Below are 22523 nucleotides of genomic sequence, written 5' to 3'. Positions count from 1 at the left end.
ACAGATATTCACAGCTTTCGGATAAAAAGAAACCGCCGGTCTGTTTCTGCCGGCGGTTGGTTCCTTCTGTACTGCATCAGTTCTTCCTATTTATATGTATAAAATTCATGGACCCCGTATTTAAAGAGCCTCTTCAGGTCCTTTTCAAACCATTTCACATTATGTTCCTCTGCTGCAGATTTCTGGATAAAGAACAGTGCACCTTCAGAATAATCCGTACCCTTCAGCGCCTGCTTGACCGCTTCCCTTGTTTCATCGGAAACTGCAACTTCATTGATCCTGCCATCATAGGTCGGTGAAAACTGCGGAACGCCGTCACTGTTATCCCAGACAACCTCTGTCACCGTATTCGGAAAATCTTCGCTTTTTACACGGTTCATGATGACGTTGGCCACCAGAACACGGCCCTTGATATCTTCACTTCCTGCTTCTGCCTCCACGATCCTCAGAAGTGTATCATAGTCTTCATCTGACATCAGTGTGGGATTTTCTGCCAGTGTGATCGACCTTGCATCAAGTTCATTTACTTTGTTTTCCATAGAGGAGCTTACATTAAGATCTGCAGCAGTATTGGTTACTTTCTGTACTCTCTGGCCTACGATCACCTGCTCACAGGAGCTTCCGATCCTTGTAACCGTGCTTCCGGATAATGGTGTATCCGTAACTCCTGAAACCACACCTGCGATCCCGGTAGGAACAGCAACCTCTTCATAGGGAGAGCCCTCTCCTCCATCCGAAGCTGCATAAACCCTGCCTCCCTCACTTTCTGCAAATGTCCTTGTCCCCAGAGAAATAACCATCGCCAAAACTGCACATAATGTCAGCACTGCAAAACTGCGCGCGGAATTTCCTCCGGTTTTTCCATTTCTACGTTCATCCTGGACTCCGTCAGTCTCACGTAAATCTTTCTCAACTTTCATAATCTCATTCCTTGCGTTTCATTTTCTGTAACAGCCCATAATCCTCCGATGCGACATCACAGCCCCCATTATCATCGCTTCCCGGATAAATACGGATCATTACGATTTCCTTTACATGTTTGTAACATTTTTGTAATGTATGGGAAAATTATATTTAATAATATTGAATATGTCAAGCTTTTTCCCGTATTTAACGCTTCAACGGCGGTATTTGTGTTTTATCCACACCTTATCCACATGTATTCCACATAAAATCCACATAAAATCGCAGAGTTATCCACACTCATGCCATATTTCATTTCAGAAAAAAAGGCAGATAGCGTCTCCATCTCCGTCCAATGTTGTACACCCACTTTCCGGAAATCGTACTTCTATCTGCCTGTTTATCCTTTTTCAGAACAGTTTTTTCCTCTGTTATTTACAGATTTGATTATAATATTTTGTTTTCAGCCAGTCAAGGATTTTTGCTCGACCAGATCCGACACCTTATGCAAAACGGCACAATGCCTGCACGAAAAGTGTCGCATAAACACACAAATCGATACTCCAGGCTCCCAGAAACAGTCCCCATGGTGTTTCCCCGGCTCCTTCGGCAAACCGTTTGGGCTTCAGCGCAAGGATCAGCGGAAAAAGAAGCGGCAGAAAATACCGTCCCTGCACGCCCAGGATCTTATCGTAGCCATAGGCTGTCCACTGTCCGTATAACGTTACAAAGATCAGCGCAAATACCAGGAGACTGACTCCTCCCAGAATGCTCTTTACCGGAAGATCCAGACGGATTCCCGACATATCATCATTCCCGGAAACCTGAAGGACCAGGATCAAAAGATATCCCATTGCCAGCAGGGCACAGACAGGAATGTTCAGCCATCCAAGATTACTTCCTATCATTTCTGTAAGATAGGTCACACCAAAATTATCCAGGCTCCGCACAAAAGTCAGGACAAAGGCAGCCGGATCCTTCAGGATCCCCACAAGCTGTGCAGCTGTATCCACACCTGGCTGTGACTCACAGAGATATCGGGATGCAATGGCCAGCCAGCCGAAACTTAAGATCAGGATCACAGCTCCTGCACAGACCACATGAAACCAGTAATTTTTCCTGCTTTTAAACCGTTCTTTCGGGATCAGGAACAGGAGCAGGCAAAACGGCATGTAAACCACTTTGCAAAGACACAGGAATCCGGTCAGCACGTACATCCATATCAGCTGTCTTCTACTCATCACTTCTTTTTGTTTATATCGCATAGCCAGTACAAAGGCAGCCAGAGCAACCGTCAGAGCCAGGGCCAGGGCATCTGCTGACATGGAATTTGCTGACTGGATATTCACAGGTACCAGCCCCAGAAGTACGAGGAAATTTTTCCCAACAGGCGTCAGACGAATGGCAAAGAAAAAGAACAGTCCAAACATAAGCATATTGGCGATCCTTCCCGCATAGGCAAGAACCATCGGCCGGTCCGTAAACAGATCTGCAATGCGGATCCCTACTGCCTGGGGAAGATACGAAGTAGGTGCATACAAGGCTGTATTTCCAAATCCGTAAAACTGTGTTTTTTCCCGGTCGATACGCCGATCTGCATTCTCTCCGATATCCCATAATGATACATGATCCTTGGCGGAAAATTCCGGAACCAGACCACTGTTAAACGTCCTTCCATATGAGAATAAGTCGTTTCCTCCGTTGCCTTCCGACGTCAGATATCCTCTGGAAACCTCATAGCTTCTCAGATAATGGCTGTACTCATCCGGCGAATTAAAGGCCGGAACCGCCGCCAGCGTACAGATACTCATAAAAATATAAACAACGGCAAACACCACTTCTGCCCGGAGCTGTCTGCGTTTCAGAAATGCAAAGATCACCAGCATCACAGCTGCCGCCGCTCCAATCACCAGAAACACCAGTGATTTTGGAAATGGCCTGGAAATGATCCGATAGGCAAGTGTCTGTGTATCATCCTTCTGGCTCACCAACCCTGCAGCCACTCCGGTATCCCCTTTTGCGCCATCTAAAACGATCCGGAATTTCTGCCCCTTACATTCCGTAAGCTTCTGGTCAAGCCGGAAATACGTGGTATCCCCCGACGATATGGTCAGTCTGCTGGCCTGCCAGCTCTGGATCTCCCTTTCATTCTGATACAGCGTTATCTGAAACGTTCCAGCAACCGATGCACTCTCTATAGAAAGAAAAAGCTCCACACCGGACAGACGGTTCGTTTTGCAGGTAAACTCCTCTTCAAAGCTTCCTCCCGCACCGATCATAGACCAGGTATCCGGTCTTGCCTGCTGCTTTACATTTCCGAGGATCTCCGAATCACTAAGCAGATATGCGGAAAAGATCAAGATCATTCCCCATATCAGCAGATATTTCAGAACGTTTTTCAGCTCTGCAGACAGGCTGTATGAGCTCCTGTTTTTTTTCTTATTTTTCATAATATCCCTCTTACTCACTGTTATTTTCACATTCCGCACTATTATAGCATCTGCACGGCAAAAAAAGAAGCTGCGTTTTATGGCAGCTTCTCATTTTTTTGTAAACCTATCCGGAACCGGATGCTTATCGATTGTTGATCGCAGTTACCAGTGCATCAATAGAGGCACGGATGATATCCTGATCAACACCCGCTCCCCAGGCAAGCGTTCCATCCGGTTTACGGATTCCCACATAAGCGATAGCCTTGGAGGAAGAACTCTGCTCCAGAGCATGCTCCTGATAAGTCTCCAGTGTGTATTTCAGTTCGTAAGCTTTCTTCAGTGCATTGCTTACCGCATCCAGACGACCATTTCCGGAAGCCTCTGTAACGATGGTTTTTCCACGGAATGTAGAAATAACCCGTGTTACGATGCCGTCTTCCTTCTGCTGGAAATGAACCTCATTGATGCTGTATGGTTCAACCACATTTTCGAAGGTAGATTTGAACAGACTGAAGATCTCGTCCGGATGAAGCTCTTTGTGCTTGTGATCGGACACTGCTTTGGCTGCATAGCCCATAGCCTCGCGCATTTTCGGAGGAAGGTTCAGGCCAAACTTTGTCTCCAGTATATAGCCTACACCGCCCTTTCCGGACTGGCTGTTGATACGGATAACATCTGCGTCGTAGTTTCTTCCCACATCTGTCGGATCGATCGGCAGATACGGAACAGTCCAGTGCTCCAGATCTCCGTTCTCTCTCCAGTGCATACCCTTTGCGATGGCATCCTGATGCGATCCGGAAAATGCAGCAAATACAAGAGCTCCACTGTACGGACTTCTTTCATAGATCTGCATTCCGGTACATTTCTCATAAACCTCACAAATATGCGGCATATCAGAAAAATCGATCTTCGGGTCCACACCCTGGGAATACATATTCATACCAAGCGTTACAATATCCACATTACCGGTACGCTCACCATTTCCGAACAAAGTTCCCTCAATTCGGTCAGCACCTGCAAGAAGACCCATCTCGGAGTCTGCAACGCCACATCCACGATCATTGTGCGGATGAAGAGAAACGATCACGTTTTCACGGTATTTCAGATTATCACACATGTATTCCACCTGACTTGCATACACATGCGGCATAGAATGCTCAACCGTAACAGGCAGGTTGATGATCGCTTTGTTATCTGCAGTGGGCTGCCATACATCCAGAACCGCATTGCACACCTCCAGTGCATACTCCGGCTCTGTTCCCGTAAAGCTCTCCGGGCTGTACTCAAACTGAAAATTGCCTTCTGTCTCATCAGCCAGCTTTTTCAGAAGTGCAGCGCCATCTACTGCGATCTTCAGAATCTCCTCTTTTGATTTTTTGAATACCTGCTCTCTCTGAGATACGGATGTGGAATTGTATACATGAACGATCGCTTTTGGGGCGCCTTTAACAGCTTCAAAAGTCTTACGGATAATATGCTCTCTTGCCTGAGTCAGCACCTGGATCGTTACATCCTTCGGGATCAGATCCTGCTCGATCAGCGTACGGAGAAACTCATACTCTGTCTCAGAAGCAGCCGGAAATCCAACCTCGATCTCTTTAAAACCAATCTTTACAAGAAGCTTGAAAAATTCCACTTTCTGCTCCAGGCTCATCGGGATCACAAGTGCCTGATTTCCGTCACGAAGGTCTACAGAGCACCAGATCGGGGCCTTATCCACATATTCTTTCTCCGCCCATTTCATACATTTCACCGGCGGCATGTAATACTGACGTTTGTACTTGGATGGTGTCATCATTTTGTTTTCCTCCACTTTCTGTTTCCATTAAAATTTCTCTTTGGTTTCTGTTTTTGATATAAAGACATAAAAAAATCTTCCGACTCTGCAGATTCTGCAAGAGACGAAAGACAACTGCTGTCCTACGCGGTACCACTCTTATTTCATGAATAAAAATTCACACACTTGACAGATACGGAATGTATATACATCCTTATATCCTCTCCGGATAACGGCGGACACCGTCTGCGTCTACTCTCTTATATAATATATAAAGATTTCAGGCAGATGCTCCGAGGCGAGTTCCACAAATCCCTTCCGCTGCTTCTCACCGGCCAGCAACTCTCTGTGCTCCGTTCTCTTGTGTACTATTCCTCATCTACGCATTTTCTTTTTGAAACTGGTATTAGGTTAACACGTTATGGAAGATTTGTCAACGAAATTTTAGCGATGCACCGTGCAAAAATTTCAGTGCATCACTCACGAACAGCAATCCGGGCTGATTCTTTTCTCTGTCTTCCTGCTATCTACGGCAGACATTATTCGGCTCCCCGCCTGACTGAAAGCTGATGACCAATCCAGTACACAGCCCCGCCAATACCTCCTCCAAGAGTATTATATGTCAGATCAGAAACCTGGAACGTCCCAAGCCTCAGGAAAAGCTGCAGAAGTTCAATGGACAGTGAGAATACAAAGGTAATCTTAAGTCCGGTCCACACAATATTCAAGAATGTTGTTTTTTTCAATATTTTCTTTCCTGCGGTCCAGAACAGCAGGATCGTGAACGGAATGAACAGCATCAGATTCTCAATACACTCAGTTGTGAGATATCTGGTACCATCCTCTCCATATTTCCAGATCCACCAGTTCGCCATCACATCCGAAAGGGGATTCATCCACATATCCCGGTTCAGCAGCGTGCGAAACAAAATCATGGTTGTATAAAAGGTCAGAAAAAACAGCTTCCGAAAAAAAGCATTTCCTCTGAAATACTGCCACCACACGGAAAAAGCTCCCCTGATTCCCCTTCCACCTGTCTCATTATGGTAGGCAAAGAGATAAAAAAACAGTACCATCACAGACAGAATCACAGAAAACCAAAATGGCTGGTACAAAGCTGTCAGTACACTTGTAATAATACTTGATATGATGTCTTTCATTATAAGTCCTTTCACATAAGCCAGACAGTCGACCATTCTTCTGTCCAGCAGCTCTGTCATTATTCCTACCTATATTACTACACTCTTCCCACAAAAGCCAGAAAAAGATATCTCTCACCGCTCTGTCAATCAACCTGTATATCGTTTTTATATTTCTGAAAATGTGAGAGGCAAGGGATATTCGCAATTGAAGCAGGGGACTTACTTGATTCGGCTAAACTGCAATATTTTTTTATTTTTAACAAATTTTTGTTATATTTTATCAGCAAAACATGCTATAGTTCATAGTAAGAAAAACATTTCGGAGGTATTTTTAATGAAACGTGATCTGAAAAAAATCGTAAGCCAGATGACACTGGAAGAAAAAGCCGGCATGTGCTCAGGTCTTGATTTCTGGCATCTGAAACATGTGGAACGCTTGGGGATCCCGGAAGTAATGGTCAGCGACGGCCCTCACGGACTTCGTAAGCAGGATGACAAGGGCGATCATCTTGGAATGAATGACAGCATCAAGGCCGTCTGCTTCCCGCCGGCCGCTTTAAGCGCCTGCTCCTTTGACCGCAAGCTGGTGGAAGAAATGGGCAAAACCATCGGAAAAGAAGCTCAGGCCAACGATGTATCCATAGTTCTCGGACCGGCCGTAAACATCAAACGTTCTCCTCTCTGCGGAAGAAACTTCGAATATTATTCCGAGGATCCATATCTCGCAGGTGAGATCGCAGCCGCTTTTATAAACGGAGTACAGTCCCAGCATGTAGGAACCTCTATCAAGCACTTTGCAGCAAACAACCAGGAATATCACCGCATGAGCAATTCTTCCGAGGCTGATGAGCGCACTTTACGTGAGATCTATTTCCCTGCATTCGAAACCGCAGTAAAAAAAGCTCAGCCATACACCTTCATGTGCTCCTACAACCAGATCAACGGCACTTTCGCATCTGAGAATAAATGGCTTCTCACAGATGTTCTCCGCGGTGACTGGGGCTTCAAGGGCTATGTAATGTCCGACTGGGGTGCAGTCAATGACCGCGTCAAAGGTCTTGAGGCAGGTCTTGAGCTGGAAATGCCTTCCTCCAATGGGGTCAACGATGCCCTCATCGTACACGCCGTAAAAGACGGCTCCCTCAAGGAAGACATTCTTGACCAGGCTGTTGAACGCATTCTACGCATAATTTTTGAATATGCAGACAACCGGGCACCGCAGGAATTCACCATGGAAAAAGACCATGAAGAAGCACGCCACATTGCCGAAGAATCTATGGTTCTTCTGAAAAACGATGAGCAGATCCTCCCTCTGAAAGCATCCGAGAAAATTGCTTTCATCGGTGGTTTTGCAAAGAAGCCTCGTTTCCAGGGCGGCGGAAGCTCTCATATCAACTGCTTCAAGATCACAAACGCACTGGATTCCGTTCCTTCCGATGCACAGGTTACTTATGCAGAAGGTTTTCCTGCAGACAAAGATCTCTACGATGACGCACTTGCAGCTGAAGCGATCAAAACTGCTACCGCCGCTGACAAGGTTGTGATCTTCGCCGGACTTCCGGACAGCTTTGAATCTGAAGGATACGACCGTTCCCACATGAGGCTTCCTGAATGCCAGAACCGTCTCATTGCTGAGATCCTTAAAGTACAGCCGAATACCGTGATCGTCCTCCACAACGGTTCCCCCGTGGAGCTGCCATGGCTCAATGATATAAAAGGCCTTCTGGAAGCATACCTCGGCGGTCAGGCAGGCGGTACCGCTGTCGCAAACATCCTTTACGGAAAAGTAAATCCCAGCGGCAAGCTTGCCGAGACAATGCCGCTCAAGCTCTCCGACAATCCATCTTACCTGAACTTCGGCGGTGGTGAAAAGGTTGAATACCATGAAGGCGTATTCGTAGGCTATCGCTACTACGATACAAAAGAGATGGGTGTAGCATATCCGTTTGGCTATGGACTCTCCTACACTACCTTTGCCTGCAGCGACCTGAAGATCTCCAATGAAAATCCTACAGACAAAGACACCATCACCGTTTCGGTTGATGTAACAAACACAGGAAATATGGCAGGAAAAGAAGTCGTACAGCTCTATGTCAAAGACTGTACCAGTTCCGCGATCCGCCCAGAAAAAGAGCTCAAGGGCTTCGAAAAGGTTTTCCTAAATCCAGGCGAAACCAAAACAGTAACCATGGAGCTGGACAAGAGAAGCTTCGCATGGTACAATACAGAACTTCATGACTGGTTCGCAGCCAGCGGCGAATATAAGCTCCTTGTCGGTACCTCTTCCAGAGATATCCATCTTGAAGGCAGGATCCATCTGAACAGCAGCCAGGAGCTTCCGATGCATGTTCATATGAACACCACCCTGGGCGAACTGTTCCGCAACCCAAAAACAAGCGAAACAGCAAAAGAACTGACAGCAAAATATATCTCAGCCATGAACGTTGGTGAAGAGTCCTCTTCTGAAGCCGCTTCCGAAGCTATCACTGAAGAAATGACAGAAGCCATGACCGACTCCATGCCATTACGTGCGCTGGTAAGCTTCGGCGGATATTCCAGAGAAGAACTTACAGAAATTATTGAAAAATTAAATAAACTGGTATAATTTCACAGGACATCATCCGCCGAACGAATTATACTTACATAAAAAGCTGCATAAAACGGCACAAAAAGCGACATAATTGGACAGCTATGGCAGTTTCAGATCGCTTGACAAGCATTAAAGCAGATGTTATCATTACATATGGTTCAAAATCTTGGATCAAACAACAGAATAATCCGAAAAAATTACTGTCGCTTAATCTAACATTAAGCGGCAGTTTTCACATTCTCTTCATTTTCCTTTCACACAATGCACACATTTTTTTACTATATTATTAACTGTAGATAGCAAATGCTAAACAATCTTTTTCTTTTTCATACTTTTTTGCCGGGAGTCCGCACAACTCCCGGCCTCCTTTTTTTATTCTTCAGGTAGTTCGCCTGCATTTTCTATTATTATTAAAGATATAAAAATATGTCTTGTTTTTTCTTATTATATATATTATACTAGTTAAGAACTTATTGTTCCTGTCCATTTTGTTCTTTGATAATTTCATAGACTTCACACTCGAAACATGATACAATATCCGCACAGAGAAATATGCGGTACAATTTTTGTAGGAGGATGCGCATATGCTAGATCAGAAAGATTTGGAATTATTAGCCGGTATGATAAACCCGATCAATGTCCAGCTGGGCAATATAAATAACCGATTAGATGGTATCGACGCCAGACTGGATGCAGTGGATACTCGTCTCGACGGTATCGATGCTCGTCTTGATGCTATGGATGTTCGTTTTGACGGTATCGACGCTCGTCTTGATGCTATGGATGTTCGTTTTGATGAAATAGATGCCCGCTTCAACCGGGTAGAAAACAGACTTGAAATGATCGATCTGAAATGTGATACCAACAGAAAACGCCTGGACGACCTTTCACTGGATGTTAAGCTTGCAGAACGGGATATCCGAAAAGATATCAAGAATTTACAGGACACAACAGAAACTCTTGTTGTTGTACTTCAGGGAAGAGGTATTTTACCTGACCCAGGTAACACAATACAGACAGCCTGATTATATCATGTAAAGAGTGTGAAGCCTATGAAAGTATCAAGGGATCACACTCTTTATTATCATCCATACAACCATCTTTCTCCTCAAAAAATGGTTGCATTTACAATTCGTTTATGTTATAGTTATATGCGTTGCGGGGTATGGCGTAGCTTGGTAGCGCGCACGGCTGGGGGCCGTGAGGTCGCAGGTTCAAATCCTGTTGCCCCGATTGAACATCATAAATATTATAACAGCTAAGGTTTCCGAGGTCTGATGACTTCGGATTTTTTTATTACCTTTATTACCTTACTATTTTTCGAAAGGAATGTTTTGCATGCAGGATAATCTGTCTCTTTATCATATTTTTTATACGGTAGCACGTACCGGCAGTATCTCCCACAGTTCCCGGGACCTTTATATCAGCCAGCCTGCTATCAGCAAAGCGATCCAGAAGCTGGAGCAGAATCTGGATACCGTTCTTTTTAAACGCAGTTCCCGGGGTGTCACTCTGACTCCGGACGGTGAGCTTCTTTTTGAAAAAGTAAAAGAAGCTCTTTCACTTCTGGATGAAGGAGAAAATTCCATTCGCCATAACCGTTCCCGGGACATTCCAAAGCTGCGTCTGGGCGCCAGTTCTACTCTTACCAGATATGTACTGCTCTCCCACCTGGAAAACTATATTGCACGTTTTCCTCATGTACGTATCACAATTTCCTGCCAGTCTACTTATCAGACGCTGCAGCTTCTGGATGAGGAAAAAATCGATCTGGGACTCATCGGACGGCCGCAGAAGCTTCGGGGATATTATTTTCAGCCTCTTTTGAAAATCCAGGATACCTTTGTCTGTACACAGCAGTATCTGGAAAATCAGAAAAAGCTCTATCCGGATGAACCTCTGATCCAGGCAGCAACTTTCATGATGCTGGATGAGGACAATATTACACGTCAGACCGTGAACACTCAGTTGAAAGAACATCATGTGGAATTAAGTCATATTCTGGAAGTAACAACTATGGATCTTCTGATCCAGTTTGCGGAAATTGGTCTTGGGATTGCATGTGTGATCCGTGATTTTGTAAAAAAAGAGCTGGAAGAAGGAACTCTGGTGGAAGTACCGGTAGGATTTTCTTTTCCGCTGCGTGAGATCGGGTTTGTATGCAGACAGAAAGATGCTGATTCGGCTTTGATCGCGCCATTTTTTGATGATGAAACAGAGCATCCGGATAAATAAAGGAATGTAAAAAAATTCCCATCTGATCATTGCGACCAGATGGGAATTCTAAATTTCAAAAAAGTTTCCTACCACTGTATTACGTGTGTGACTTTTTTGACTCAAACTTCGCTGCGCTTCGTTCGAGTAGCGCAAAATTTATTGCGCCTGCAATAAATTTTGCTTAGTTATTAATAAGCTTATCCTCGCCGTTCCAGCTGTAGAGTTTACGGATCTCCTCGCCGACTTTCTCAGACTGATGCTCAGCAGCTAATTTTCTCATAGCCTTGAAGTGTACCTGTGCACCTGCATCGGACATGTCGAGTAAGAACTCTTTTGCGAATGTACCATCCTGGATATCGGAAAGAACTTTCTTCATTGCTTTCTTTGTATCCTCTGTGATGATCTTCGGTCCTGTGATGTAATCGCCATACTCAGCTGTATTGGAGATAGAATATCTCATTCCGGCGAATCCTGACTGATAGATCAGGTCAACGATCAGTTTCATCTCATGGATACACTCGAAGTATGCGTTTCTTGGGTCATAACCAGCTTCAACAAGTGTCTCGAAACCAGCCTGCATAAGTGCGCAAACACCACCGCAAAGTACAGCCTGCTCACCGAAGAGGTCTGTCTCTGTCTCTGTACGGAATGTTGTCTCAAGAACACCAGCTCTTGCTCCGCCGATTCCAAGTGCATATGCAAGTGCGATATCCTGAGCTTTACCTGTAGCATCCTGCTCTACAGCGATCAGACAAGGAACACCTTTACCAGCCTGATACTCGCTTCTTACTGTGTGTCCAGGTCCTTTCGGAGCGATCATTGTAACATCAACATATGCTGGTGGTTTGATGCATCCGAAATGAATGTTGAAGCCATGAGCGAACATAAGCATGTTGCCTTCCTCAAGGTTCGGCTCGATATCGTTCTTGTAAAGTGCAGCCTGTTTCTCATCGTTGATCAGGATCATGATGATATCTGCTTTTTTAGCTGCTTCAGCAGATGTATATACCTCGAAGCCCTGCTCCTCAGCTTTTTTCCAAGATTTGCTTCCTTTGTAAAGACCGATGATTACATTACATCCGGACTCTTTAAGGTTCAGTGCATGTGCATGTCCCTGGCTTCCGTATCCAATAATCGCAATTGTCTTACCATCTAATAATCCAAGATTACAGTCTTCCTGGTAAAAAATCTTATTTGCCATTTTACTTTCCTCCTCTGATGTTTACAACATCTTCTTCATAAAAATTATTTATCGTTAAGAGAGTAGCTGCTCTCCTAGCAAACATATGTAAAAAATTTACAGGTAACGGACATCGTCACTGCCTCGTGACAGACCTGTGATTCCCGTTCTTGCAAGCTCAAGGATCTCATAGTCAGCCATCAGCTCCACAAACGCCTGCAGCTTGTTCTGGCTTCCGGTCATCTCCATAATAAGAGAATCCTTACTTACATCCACCACCTTGGCACGGAAGATATCTGCAACAGAAAGAGCTCCCTGTCTCTGTTCCGGCTTCACAGCAACCTTGACGAGCATCAGCTCACGGGCAACGCTGTCGTCCTGTTCAAGGACCTTAACATCCCGTACATCTTCCTGCTTCGCCAGCTGCTTAGTGATCTGCTGGAGCATCTGATCATCTCCCTCACATACAACTGTCATACGGGAATATCTCTGATCTGCAGTCACTCCTGCGGTAATGCTGTCAATATTATATCCACGGCGGCTGAAAAGACCAGCCACACGGCTAAGGACTCCGGAGGTATTATCCACAAGGATGGATAGTATTCTCTTTTCCATAATACACCTGCTTTCAACACTTTTATGTATAGAAAACCGACTTCGTCAGTTAACGCTTTAATCTAATAAACCCTTGCTTTCTTACCATTATAACAACTTCGAAAATTTTGTCAATCAAAATTTCCTGCAAAATTCCTTCAGGATGATAAGAAATGTTTTTATCCTCAGATCAGATATTTTTTCTTAAGCTCCTCGGATGCCTTTGGTGTCAGATAAAGTTTTTTCCGAAGGAATCTTTCAATTCCTCCGTTTTCTTTTTCGATGACATCAAAAACTGTATTGATATAGGACTCCTTCACCTGATAGAAGGCTTTCAGATCTGCAAGCTTCCGGCTGTTTTCCGGCCGGTCTGCCCGGTAAAGCCTGCGCATATATTTCAGTTCATCTTCCAGACATGGATTTGACCGCATATAATCCCTTCGTATCGTTTCCTTAGGTACACCCAAAGCAAAGAGCAAAAGTGCTGTTCCGACTCCTGTCCGGTCTTCTCCTGTGGCACTGTGAAAAACAACAGCTCCATTCTTTACATGAAGCAGGACATCTAGAAAACGTGCATACTGCTTCAGAGAATACTCATCCGTAACGAAATTCCGGTACCAGTCCTGCATATACCGGTCTACATCACCATAGCAGGACATCACATGTTCAAAAAAGCTGTTTCCACTGCTGTCCTCATCCCGGATTGGAATGTGATAATACTCCACTCCTGCCATGATATCATCCGGTTTTTTCTTTACTTCTGCAGCTGACCTGAAATCAATCACTGTTTTTACATTATATTCTTCTGAAAGGATCCGGTTGTCTGCAGCAGAAGCATGATAGATTTCTCCGCTGCGCAAAAGCTTTCTGGGAAGAATATGCGAACCGTCTACTGTCATCAATGCACCCAGATCTCTTGTATTCGGAAGATTCTGAAGCGGAAGCCTGCTTCCTTTTGGAAAACCAACCGCAAGATCCGGATTCAGTACTTTAAGAAGCTGAAGGCAATCCTGTACCTCCTGCTCTGTCATATCAAATTTATAACGCTTCTGACGTCTGGTTATGATCACCAGATAATTAATGATCAGCTGCTTTTCACCGGTTTTATCTGTTCCCTCACGGCGCATGTACGCCCAGAGAATATCTTTACACGGAAGACTGTTGAGCATCATATGTCTGGTAAACACAAAAAAGCCATCTTCGATCCGTATTTTTCCGTATCTCATTTTCTTTCCTTTCTCCTTCTCAACCCCTGTGCTGCTTTCTTCGCAACACTTTTTATCATACCAGAAATCTCAAGTCCCGTATACCTCGTTTGACAATTTTCGTAGTTTGGATATAATAAACAGAGAAATTTTACCACAGGGAGGCTTTCTTTTATGGACAATCTTATTTTCTGTCTGAATGTTACCGTGCCCATCTTTCTTACACTGCTCCTGGGATATTTTTTCCGGAGGATCGGACTGTTTGATGAAACATTTGTCAATCGTATGAACAAATTTGTGTTTGTCATCCCCCTGCCTGTGCTTCTGTTTCAGGACATCGCTAAAATCGATATCTATGAGGCCTGGGATCCCAAGATGGTTCTTTTCTGTTTTGCGATCACATCTCTCAGTATTATGATCTCCGTGCTCCTGTCCCGTTTTCTCCACCCTTCCGATATCCGGGGCGAGTTTATCCAGGCATCCTACCGCAGCAGCGCAGCGATCCTTGGTATCGCCATTATCCAGAACCTTTACGGAAATGCAGGTATGGCACCACTGATGATCATTGCCAGCGTCCCTCTTTACAATGTAATGGCTGTTGTAGTTCTCTCTGTCTTTAAACCAGGTCAGGGAAAAATAGATGGTACCGTTCTGAAGCGCACTTTAAAGGGAATTGTCACCAATCCCATCATTCTCGGCATTGCAGCCGGTACACTCTGGTCCCTTCTTCGTCTTCCATTTCCGAAGATCCTGGACTCTACGGCAGGCAATCTTGCAAAAACCGCCACTCCTCTTGGCCTCATGGCTATGGGCGGATCTCTGCACTTCGGAAAAGCCTTTTCCCGGCTGAAAGCATCTGTTGCCTGTACATTTATGAAACTTGTCGGTTATGAAGCACTTTTTCTTCCTCTTGCCATCCGTTGCGGTTTTACAAAGGACAAGCTGGTTTCCATCATTATCATGCTGGGGTCTGCCAGCACCGTTACCTGCTTTGTCATGGCAAAAAACATGGGACATGAGGGCTCTTTTTCTTCGGGAGTCGTGCTTCTTACCACATTATTCAGTGCCTTTACCCTGACACTCTGGCTGTTTATCTGCAAAGGTCTGGGACTGATCTGATATTGCAGCTTCTGCATATTATCTACCCGGAAAAATCTGTAACATAAAATGCTGTAAGAACTATGATTTCTGGTTCTTACAGCATTTTTTTATAAAAGCATATTCACATAAAGCTATCATTTCTGATGTGGATGTTTCTGTTCTTACAATCTCATAGCCTACAAAACAAACGAAGCATTCTCTCAGATCAGCTTCAGATATTTCAAGCCATCCCGAATGCCGTAGTGGAACATATCAGACGTAACATAATCTGCCAGTTCTTTGATCTTCGGAGAAGCATTTCCCATGGCAACCTTTGTTGCAGCGTATTCAAACATGGCAAGATCATTGTTGCTGTCTCCAAAAACAACGGTATTCTCCCACGGAATATCAAACAGGCGGATCACAGCTGCGATCCCAACAGCCTTGTTAAAGCCCTTTGGCACCAGTTCAATGGTATTTCCCACAAACGAACTGCTGCCTTCATGGCGGATGATATCATAGTATTCTGATAAAATGGATAACGCTGCCTCCGCATCACATCCCTCAGTCATTTTTGCACTGATCTTATTGATCCGCATACAATCCTCATTTCCACGGATAGGCCTCCATTTATCGCCCAGGGATTCTGTGATCAGACTGGCATACCAGTTCACTTCATCGGTATACTCCTCTTTGTCATAATACATAAAATCCGCGCCTTCCATTACCGGGATCAGTCCGTATTTTCTGAGAACCTCCACAGAAAGCTTTGCAACCTCCGGCGTCATCTCTTTATTAAAAAGTCTCTTCCCGTCCTTCTCAATGGTGGATCCGCAGGCACTGATCATTCCCGTAAAAGGGATCTGCTCCAGATACCAGGATACAAACGCACGACTTCTTCCTGTGCAGAGCCACGCTTCATGTCCGTTATCTACCAGCGCACGGATGGCTTCTATGGCACTGTCCGGCACTCCTTTTTTCATATCACAGACTGTTCCGTCCGCATCAAAAAATACTGCTTTTCTGCTCATTTTCCTGTCCTCCGATATCACCTGTAAAATACCTTTGCCGCACGGATCAGGCTTTCCGTATCTTTCACTCCGGCTGTTTCATAAGCGGAATGCATCGCCAGCTGCGGCAGACCGATGTCGACCGTATTCATGGCCGCCTGGGTATTGGAAATATTTCCCAGAGTGGAACCACCGGCAATATCGGAACGGTTCACAAATGTCTGATATGGCACATCTGCTTCTCTGCAGAGTTCCTTAAAGATTGCTGTAGAAATCCCATCAGTACAATATTTCTGATTGGCATTATATTTGATCACAATTCCACCATTCATCACCGGACGGTTTACAGGATCTGCCTTGTCTGTATAATTCGGATGTAATGCATGTGCATTGTCCGCAGAGATCATAAAGCTCTCTGCAAGGGCCATCAGATAACTTTCCTGGTCTCCGCCAAGGGCCAGATTGATACGAAACAGTACATCTTTAAGAAATGTGGATGCAGCTCCCTGCCTGGTAGTGCTTCCCACTTCTTCATTATCCAGTACACAGTGGACTGCAATGACCTTCTTCTTATCTGCCTGGAGAAAGCCTTCCAGTGAAGCGAAAGCACACTGCAGATCATCTAATCTTGGACTGGAAACAAACTCATTCCTGGACCCCCAGATCGTTCCGGGCATCCGGTTATAGAGAAACAGATCATGGCCCAGGATATCCTCCGGACGGATCTCTGCCTCTTCTGCCAGCATCCGCATGAAGTTTCCTTTTTCGCCACTGCCACTGTACAATGGAAGCATATCCTTCTGGACATTATAATGATAGCCTCCGTTAATATCTCGGTTCATATGGATCGCAAGGCTCGGGATCATGACCAGATCTCTATCAATATCTACAAGCTTTTCCAGAATTTTTCCGTTTTTGTGGACGATCATGCGGCCTGCCACAGAAAGGGGACGGTCAAACCAGGTAGAAAGGATCATTCCTCCGTACCGCTCCACATTCAGTTTCACATAAGCTCCGTTTACAGACATCTCCGGATTTTCTTTTATTTTAAAAGACGGAGAGTCACTGTGACTTGCAATGATATGATATCTCCTGCAGTCATTGACAGGAATGGAAAATCCGATGATCGCGGAATGATTTCTCATGACAAAATATTTTCCGCCCTTTTCCAGCTCCCAGCGCTCCTCTTCCTTCAATTCTGTAAAGCCTTCCTCCAAAAAACGTCTTCTTGTTTCCTCTGCCGCCTGAAAGGCTGTAGGACTTTTACTGATAAATTCCAGCAGTTTTTCTGTTGTTTCTTCGTACATAATCTTCTCCTCTGTCGGCCCGGTAATATCCAGGCTGTTATGCTATTACCCATTATACGGCAAAACTTTTTTCAGGGCAATATCTCAGATTTCTGCACTCTTTCGTACCCACATATGCTGCACAAGCTTATCCCCAAGCTTATTTGCGAGCATAGTATAAATTGAACTAAATACATTGGCTCCAATACGGAGCAGCACTGCTGCAGGCATTCCAAACAGTCCTGATGCAATGGACAGTGCTCCAAATGTATTAAATGCAGTCTGCCACGCATAACCTGCGGAATATCCCACACCGATTCCTCCGATCATTCCAATATAGGGATACATAGATTCCGGAAGTATCAGATAAAGCACTGCAAACAAAATACAGCCAACGATATTGAACATCCCCCTTTTTCCGGCTCTTTCCTTGCAGTCCTCGGTAAACGGCAAGCACACGGACATACAAGCAATTCCGGCCCACATTGCTCTTGGGAGTCCTAGAAGAGACATGATCAGCATAGCGCTGGAAACGATCAGCGTCAGTCTTAAATACCACCTGCCTCTTGCGGAATGCAGGTCAAATTCCCGGAACAGGTCCAGAAACGTCCTGCGATACGGGCGGTTTTTCTGGTTCTTATAAAAAACTACCATGCAGAGAACCATTCCGGCCAAAAGCCCCTCTACACGAAGCAGATACGCCTTTCCGGTTACGTCATATCCCATCAGAAGCAGATATCCGAGAACAAATGTGGAATGGTTATACATAATTACATTATGGCATCCCAGGATCATCAGTAACAGGATGCTTATCGCATTAACAAAAAATGCCGGTACCGGTGAAACCATATTGGACAATCTCGGTCCTGCGATCAGAATACAGAAAATCCCGGCAATGGACAACAATCCGTGGGACGTCCGGATCCCGAAATCCGCCTGTCTTAAAACCAGCACTGCCAGCAGTACGGTTACTCCTACAACACTGTTGTCATTGCCGGTTATCTTACTGTACAATGTCACAACCGCCACACAAAATGCCATGACAAGATACACTTTAAAATTATAGATCAGAATATGCCTTCTTTTCTCCTTTTTGTCTGTGGTATTTCTGATCAGCTGTTTTGATCCGGTTGAGCTTAACTGCAGTTCCTGATAAAATGTCATTTTCATCACTCCTTTTGTAAAGCAGACATTCTCATTTCGCTTTTTTCACATGCTCATAAACGCAATCTCTTTACAATTTACGTTCAAAGATACAAACAGCCATTATACTTGGTTTATTCTGAAACGTCAAATATTTTTTTCTGAAATCATATTCACACATTACACTCCCAGCCCCGATCAGATCACTCCGAAAATGGCCAGGAACATTTTTATTATTTTTATATTTACTGCAGCTCCGCTATCCTGGTCACTGCTACATAAATGTCCTGTATCTTATACCAGGTTGGATAATCCACCACTCCGGATGCAGGAAGCCCGAATATATTCTGGAATTTTTTTACAGATGCAGCAGTAGCCGGACCATAAATACCATCCACGATCACTGACGGGATGGCAGGATAGGCTTTTGCTATGGCATTAAGCTGTTCCTGGATCTGCTGTACCTTTTCTCCAGTAACACCGATAGTCAGGTCATATCCCGGCCAGGATGCGGGAATCCCGGAAACTGCTTCCGCCACATTGATATACATATCGTTTCCATAGAAGCTCCGCAGGATCTCAATGGCGGAATATCCCTGATCTCCCAGAGCTTTGCTTCCCCACTGGGTCATCCATCCCCGATTCCTGCACTGCACCTGGTGTCCGTCACAGTACTGGGTCAGGATCGGCTGACGTACATCCGGTCTGGAAAGGTAGTTTTCAAAAAGTTCATCCACGATCCGGTCTATACTCTCAAAAATATTCCTGCCATGGATCCATTTGTGGTCGTATGCTGTGGAGGATGTAATGGTGAAATCATAACCCTTATTCCGGTACCACTCTGTATAAACTCTGTTCAGAGTAAACGACATGATTGCCAGAACATTGGCACGTATCGTGTCCTCCGGCCAAGTTGCGTAGATCTCACTGCTGGCCACGTTTTTGATATAATCCTTATATCTTACATAATAATCCTGTGCAGAGGTATCCCCTATTGGCCCGTCGTGGACTACGATATACTCCGGGATCACCACTTTGTTTAATACGATCTCTCCGGTTTCATTTATCGGCTTGATCTCTGCTTCCGGATTTTTGGGAGGATATTCCCCAAAAAGCGTATGGGGTCCGATGACGATCCGCTGATAGTCCTCTCCACTACCCTGCTGTCTGCTAAGGGATGCTCCCTGCCTGGCAATGGAATGGGGAAGAACTTCTGTCCCGGCAACTTCTTTTGGTGTAAAACCCTCTGCACTGATCCGAACTGTATATTCTGCATAAGGCTGCTGCTCCACCGGTTTCATGCTGTATTCCAGTGGAGGAGCTGCCAGCTCCAGCATGGGCGTTTTTCCGGAGGAATCCGTACGGATTTCTTCGATCACATTATCCGGGACTCCTGTGTACGAGATCCGCACTGTAGCATTTTCCACAGGACGGTTACTGGCACTGTCCAGCACCGTCACCTGCAGCTGTCCCTGATCCGGCATATCCTGCTGCATGGAAATATAAGAATGATTTTTCATAAACAGAGGCTCCTTTTTGTGCCTGAAAGCACACTGGTTCTCTGCTAGTATATGTTTGCATAAAAAAAATGTCTCTTACCTGATATACAAATAAGAGACACCTTTTTCAGTTACAGATTATAAATTTTTTCCACCTCTTCAAAGTTCTCTGACTTCTAGCGTTCCCGCAATTTCCAAGAGCTGTTCTTCATTGACAAAATTGCTGATACAGCCCATTCCCTGAACACACGCACTTCCTGTTACATTTCCAAACTTAATGCACTGTTCAATTGGATAATGATGATAAAGTCCATAAATAAAGCCACTCATAAATGCATCTCCTGCTCCTGTTGCATCAATAGCTTTTACATTTTGTACAGAAGATATGATTTTTATTCCATCCTTATTTTTAAGCAGGCACCCTTCCTTGTCCATTTTGATCGTCACGTCAGAAAAAAATTCCGACAGAATGTCAGCAGCCTCTTCCACACTGGACGTTCCTGTAATCTTCATGGCCTCTTTCTGGTTGGGAATATAATAATCTGCAATTTCCAGATAATCCTTGTATTTTTCCAATGTCAGATCATCTTCCCATCCCGTATCAAAAATCTGGATACAACCATCTTTTTTCAGTCTTTTATACACATCTAAAAATCCAACATGCATATCTACCACATATGCACCTTTCAGATTTTCATAAACTTCATCCATAACAGCATCATTAAGATCCATTCCGTCTGTATATGAAATAAAACTTCTGTCACCACAATATAGCAAGGTGGAAGACAGCACCACCGGCATCTTGTTTCCTTTATAAAGATTCACAGTTTTTACCGGATAGCTATTCAGTGTTTTTTTCACAAATTCCGAAAAAAGATCATGCCCTGCAAAAGTAATAATTCTGGACTCAACTCCAAGCCTTGAAAGATTGATCATGGTAGCCGGAATCCCACCACCAAACTGCATGGAAAATCCTCTGGCGAAAATCTCCTCTCCCTTATCAGGCAGTCTATCAAGACCAGAATAGATCAGATCAATATTGGAATAGCCTACGCCACCTACAAAACTCATATCAGTTCCATTCCTCCATATAGTCTTTATTTGTGGCTAAATATGTTTCCACCAGTTTCTTGGCCAGTGAGTAGGAATTGACAAGAGGATGCACCATAAGGCAGTCAATTGCTTTACTAATGCTTCTTGTACGGATTGCTTCAGAAGCCAGCCTTTCGTAAATCTTCACCCTGCGAATAAGTTCCATCTGCAATTCCCCGGGATTTGGGACTTTATGCGGAATCATCTCACCATCTTTAAGATCACATGTAACTTCCACAATGTCTGTATTAAGGAGTCCCGGAATTGCTCCGTTATTCGGTACACAAAGGATCATCTCACTGTCTTTTCCACTTAATTTGGAACGGATATATTTCAGGGCAACACCTGCATAGCCTCCATCATCCTTTGCATAAACATCAAAATGATAGGGTTCTTTTGCTCTGGATACGCCGGTCTCATTTGCCATATAAGCATCTTCACGTTTGCCATACCACTTATCATAAACCTTCAGGCAGTTTTCAAAATCATTTTCGACATCCATGTGTGACAGTTCCTCCGTCATATGGATATTCACATCACGGATCACTTCTCCCCTGGTGATACCCGCATCCAAAATATGCTGAACTGCTTCTTCTCTGTAATAAAAATAATACAAATATTCATTAAGAATACATCCCATATGCTCTACCAGATCTTTTTTAAAGAAACGCATATCTGTATCCGTATACAATCTTTCATCTTTTAAAAGCTCCGGCAAAATCTCTTTTCCATCCAGCTTAATACTGTCAAAAAAAGAAAGATGATTCAATCCATAGCAGTCTCCCGTCACAGAATTTTGCGGAACCTTATACATTTTTGCAAAGGAATGGAGAAGACTACTTGGAGCATCGCAGATACCATAGGTAAAATCATATCCCATATCACGCAGAGTCTGAGATACTACTCCCGCTGGGTTGGTAAAGTTAAAGATCTTTACATCCGGAGAAGCGTATTTTTTTGCAAGCTCACAATATTTTACCAGAGCCGGCACAGAACGCATAGCAAAAGAAAACCCTGCCGCACCGGTAGTTTCCTGCCCCAGAACCCCCAGATTCAGAGCTACTCGTTCATCCTGGATACGCATATCATCCTCTCCAACACGAATCGTTGTTATGATATAATCTGCATCTTTAATGGCTTCTACAGGGTCGCCGGTAAGTTCCAGCTGCAAGTCTGGCTGCAGACGTTTTGCAACCTGCTGTGCCATTTTACCATAGATATTAAGCTTCTTTGGATCATTATCCATAAAAATCACTTGGTTGATCCCCAATTCCAAACTGCTCTGAGCAAGGCTTTTTGCCAAAAACATGGAACGTACTCCACCACCGCCGATTACTGCTATTTTCATCTGTAATTCCTCCTCTTTCTGTCTT

Annotated in this window: 17 protein-coding genes, 1 tRNA gene and 1 other annotated feature; of the genes, 5 read left to right on the top strand and 13 right to left on the bottom strand. The window is 44.4% G+C overall.

What is annotated here, in order from left to right; all coding sequences use genetic code 11:
• Positions 1 to 86: 86 nt before the first annotated feature.
• The 4 genes from NQ489_RS07030 to NQ489_RS07015 form a co-directional block, all read right to left on the bottom strand.
• Positions 87 to 920 (bottom strand): cell wall hydrolase, encoded by an 834-nt coding sequence (locus NQ489_RS07030; RefSeq protein ID WP_021652924.1) that lies wholly within the window; start codon positions 918 to 920, stop codon positions 87 to 89.
• 486 nt (positions 921 to 1406) lie between these two features.
• Positions 1407 to 3353: a DUF2142 domain-containing protein gene (locus NQ489_RS07025; protein ID WP_021652925.1), complete on the bottom strand. Its 1947-nt coding sequence runs from the start codon at positions 3351 to 3353 to the stop codon at positions 1407 to 1409.
• A 124-nt stretch (positions 3354 to 3477) separates the two neighbouring features.
• Complete coding sequence (locus NQ489_RS07020; RefSeq protein ID WP_173776119.1) at positions 3478 to 5133, bottom strand: 2-isopropylmalate synthase; 1656 nt, start codon at positions 5131 to 5133, stop codon at positions 3478 to 3480.
• A gap of 96 nt (positions 5134 to 5229) precedes the next feature.
• Positions 5230 to 5503: a binding site (T-box leader), on the bottom strand.
• A 148-nt stretch (positions 5504 to 5651) separates the two neighbouring features.
• The gene (locus tag NQ489_RS07015) at positions 5652 to 6332 is read right to left on the bottom strand and encodes a VanZ family protein (RefSeq protein ID WP_021652927.1); all 681 of its coding nucleotides are present in this window, start codon (positions 6330 to 6332) and stop codon (positions 5652 to 5654) included.
• 256 nt (positions 6333 to 6588) lie between these two features.
• Here NQ489_RS07015 and NQ489_RS07010 point away from each other — a divergent pair, with 256 nt between their 5' ends.
• The 4 genes from NQ489_RS07010 to NQ489_RS06995 all read left to right on the top strand — a co-directional run bounded on the left by NQ489_RS07010 (position 6589) and on the right by NQ489_RS06995 (position 11079).
• Entirely contained in the window at positions 6589 to 8859 is a 2271-nt protein-coding gene (locus NQ489_RS07010) for a glycoside hydrolase family 3 C-terminal domain-containing protein (RefSeq protein ID WP_021652928.1), read from the top strand.
• Positions 8860 to 9428: 569 nt separating this feature from the next.
• Positions 9429 to 9869, top strand: a complete 441-nt coding sequence (locus NQ489_RS07005; RefSeq protein WP_021652930.1) for a hypothetical protein — start codon at positions 9429 to 9431, stop codon at positions 9867 to 9869.
• Between the two features lie 134 nt (positions 9870 to 10003).
• Positions 10004 to 10077: transfer RNA gene (locus NQ489_RS07000), tRNA-Pro, on the top strand.
• A 105-nt stretch (positions 10078 to 10182) separates the two neighbouring features.
• Positions 10183 to 11079, top strand: coding sequence for a LysR family transcriptional regulator (locus NQ489_RS06995; protein ID WP_021652931.1), 897 nt, complete (start codon positions 10183 to 10185; stop codon positions 11077 to 11079).
• 163 nt (positions 11080 to 11242) lie between these two features.
• Here the strand turns inward: NQ489_RS06995 and ilvC are convergent, their stop codons facing one another.
• The 3 genes from ilvC to NQ489_RS06980 all read right to left on the bottom strand — a co-directional run bounded on the left by ilvC (position 11243) and on the right by NQ489_RS06980 (position 14061).
• Entirely contained in the window at positions 11243 to 12262 is a 1020-nt protein-coding gene (gene ilvC / locus NQ489_RS06990; RefSeq protein ID WP_021652932.1) for a ketol-acid reductoisomerase, read from the bottom strand.
• A gap of 96 nt (positions 12263 to 12358) precedes the next feature.
• Positions 12359 to 12856 carry an acetolactate synthase small subunit gene (gene ilvN, locus NQ489_RS06985; RefSeq protein WP_021652933.1) on the bottom strand — a complete coding sequence of 166 codons (498 nt, stop codon included), beginning with the start codon at positions 12854 to 12856 and terminating at the stop codon, positions 12359 to 12361.
• A 164-nt stretch (positions 12857 to 13020) separates the two neighbouring features.
• The gene (locus NQ489_RS06980) at positions 13021 to 14061 is read right to left on the bottom strand and encodes a tyrosine-protein phosphatase (RefSeq protein WP_021652934.1); all 1041 of its coding nucleotides are present in this window, start codon (positions 14059 to 14061) and stop codon (positions 13021 to 13023) included.
• A gap of 153 nt (positions 14062 to 14214) precedes the next feature.
• On the opposite strand from NQ489_RS06980, the gene NQ489_RS06975 reads away from it, so the two are divergent.
• Positions 14215 to 15159, top strand: coding sequence for an AEC family transporter (locus NQ489_RS06975; protein WP_021652936.1), 945 nt, complete (start codon positions 14215 to 14217; stop codon positions 15157 to 15159).
• A 182-nt stretch (positions 15160 to 15341) separates the two neighbouring features.
• On the opposite strand, the gene NQ489_RS06970 is transcribed toward NQ489_RS06975, so the two are convergent.
• From NQ489_RS06970 to NQ489_RS06945, 6 genes are all read right to left on the bottom strand, one after another.
• The gene (locus NQ489_RS06970; protein WP_015526778.1) at positions 15342 to 16151 is read right to left on the bottom strand and encodes a Cof-type HAD-IIB family hydrolase; all 810 of its coding nucleotides are present in this window, start codon (positions 16149 to 16151) and stop codon (positions 15342 to 15344) included.
• A 17-nt stretch (positions 16152 to 16168) separates the two neighbouring features.
• Entirely contained in the window at positions 16169 to 17437 is a 1269-nt protein-coding gene (locus NQ489_RS06965; protein WP_021652938.1) for a M18 family aminopeptidase, read from the bottom strand.
• An 84-nt stretch (positions 17438 to 17521) separates the two neighbouring features.
• Entirely contained in the window at positions 17522 to 18580 is a 1059-nt protein-coding gene (locus NQ489_RS06960; RefSeq protein ID WP_044962378.1) for an FUSC family protein, read from the bottom strand.
• 224 nt (positions 18581 to 18804) lie between these two features.
• Complete coding sequence (locus NQ489_RS06955) at positions 18805 to 20079, bottom strand: peptidoglycan-binding protein (RefSeq protein ID WP_044962381.1); 1275 nt, start codon at positions 20077 to 20079, stop codon at positions 18805 to 18807.
• A 138-nt stretch (positions 20080 to 20217) separates the two neighbouring features.
• The gene (locus tag NQ489_RS06950) at positions 20218 to 21129 is read right to left on the bottom strand and encodes a carbohydrate kinase family protein (protein WP_021652941.1); all 912 of its coding nucleotides are present in this window, start codon (positions 21127 to 21129) and stop codon (positions 20218 to 20220) included.
• Between the two features lies 1 nt (position 21130).
• Complete coding sequence (locus tag NQ489_RS06945; protein ID WP_021652942.1) at positions 21131 to 22498, bottom strand: family 4 glycosyl hydrolase; 1368 nt, start codon at positions 22496 to 22498, stop codon at positions 21131 to 21133.
• Between the last annotated feature and the right edge of the window lie 25 nt (positions 22499 to 22523).

The sequence above is a fragment of the Blautia sp. KLE_1732_HM_1032 genome, from assembly GCF_025147905.1.
GTDB classification, from domain to species: Bacteria; Bacillota; Clostridia; order Lachnospirales; family Lachnospiraceae; genus Blautia_A; species Blautia_A fusiformis.
The sequence above is the reverse complement of the archived record's forward strand: the minus strand, read 5'-3'. Positions and strand labels throughout refer to the sequence as shown.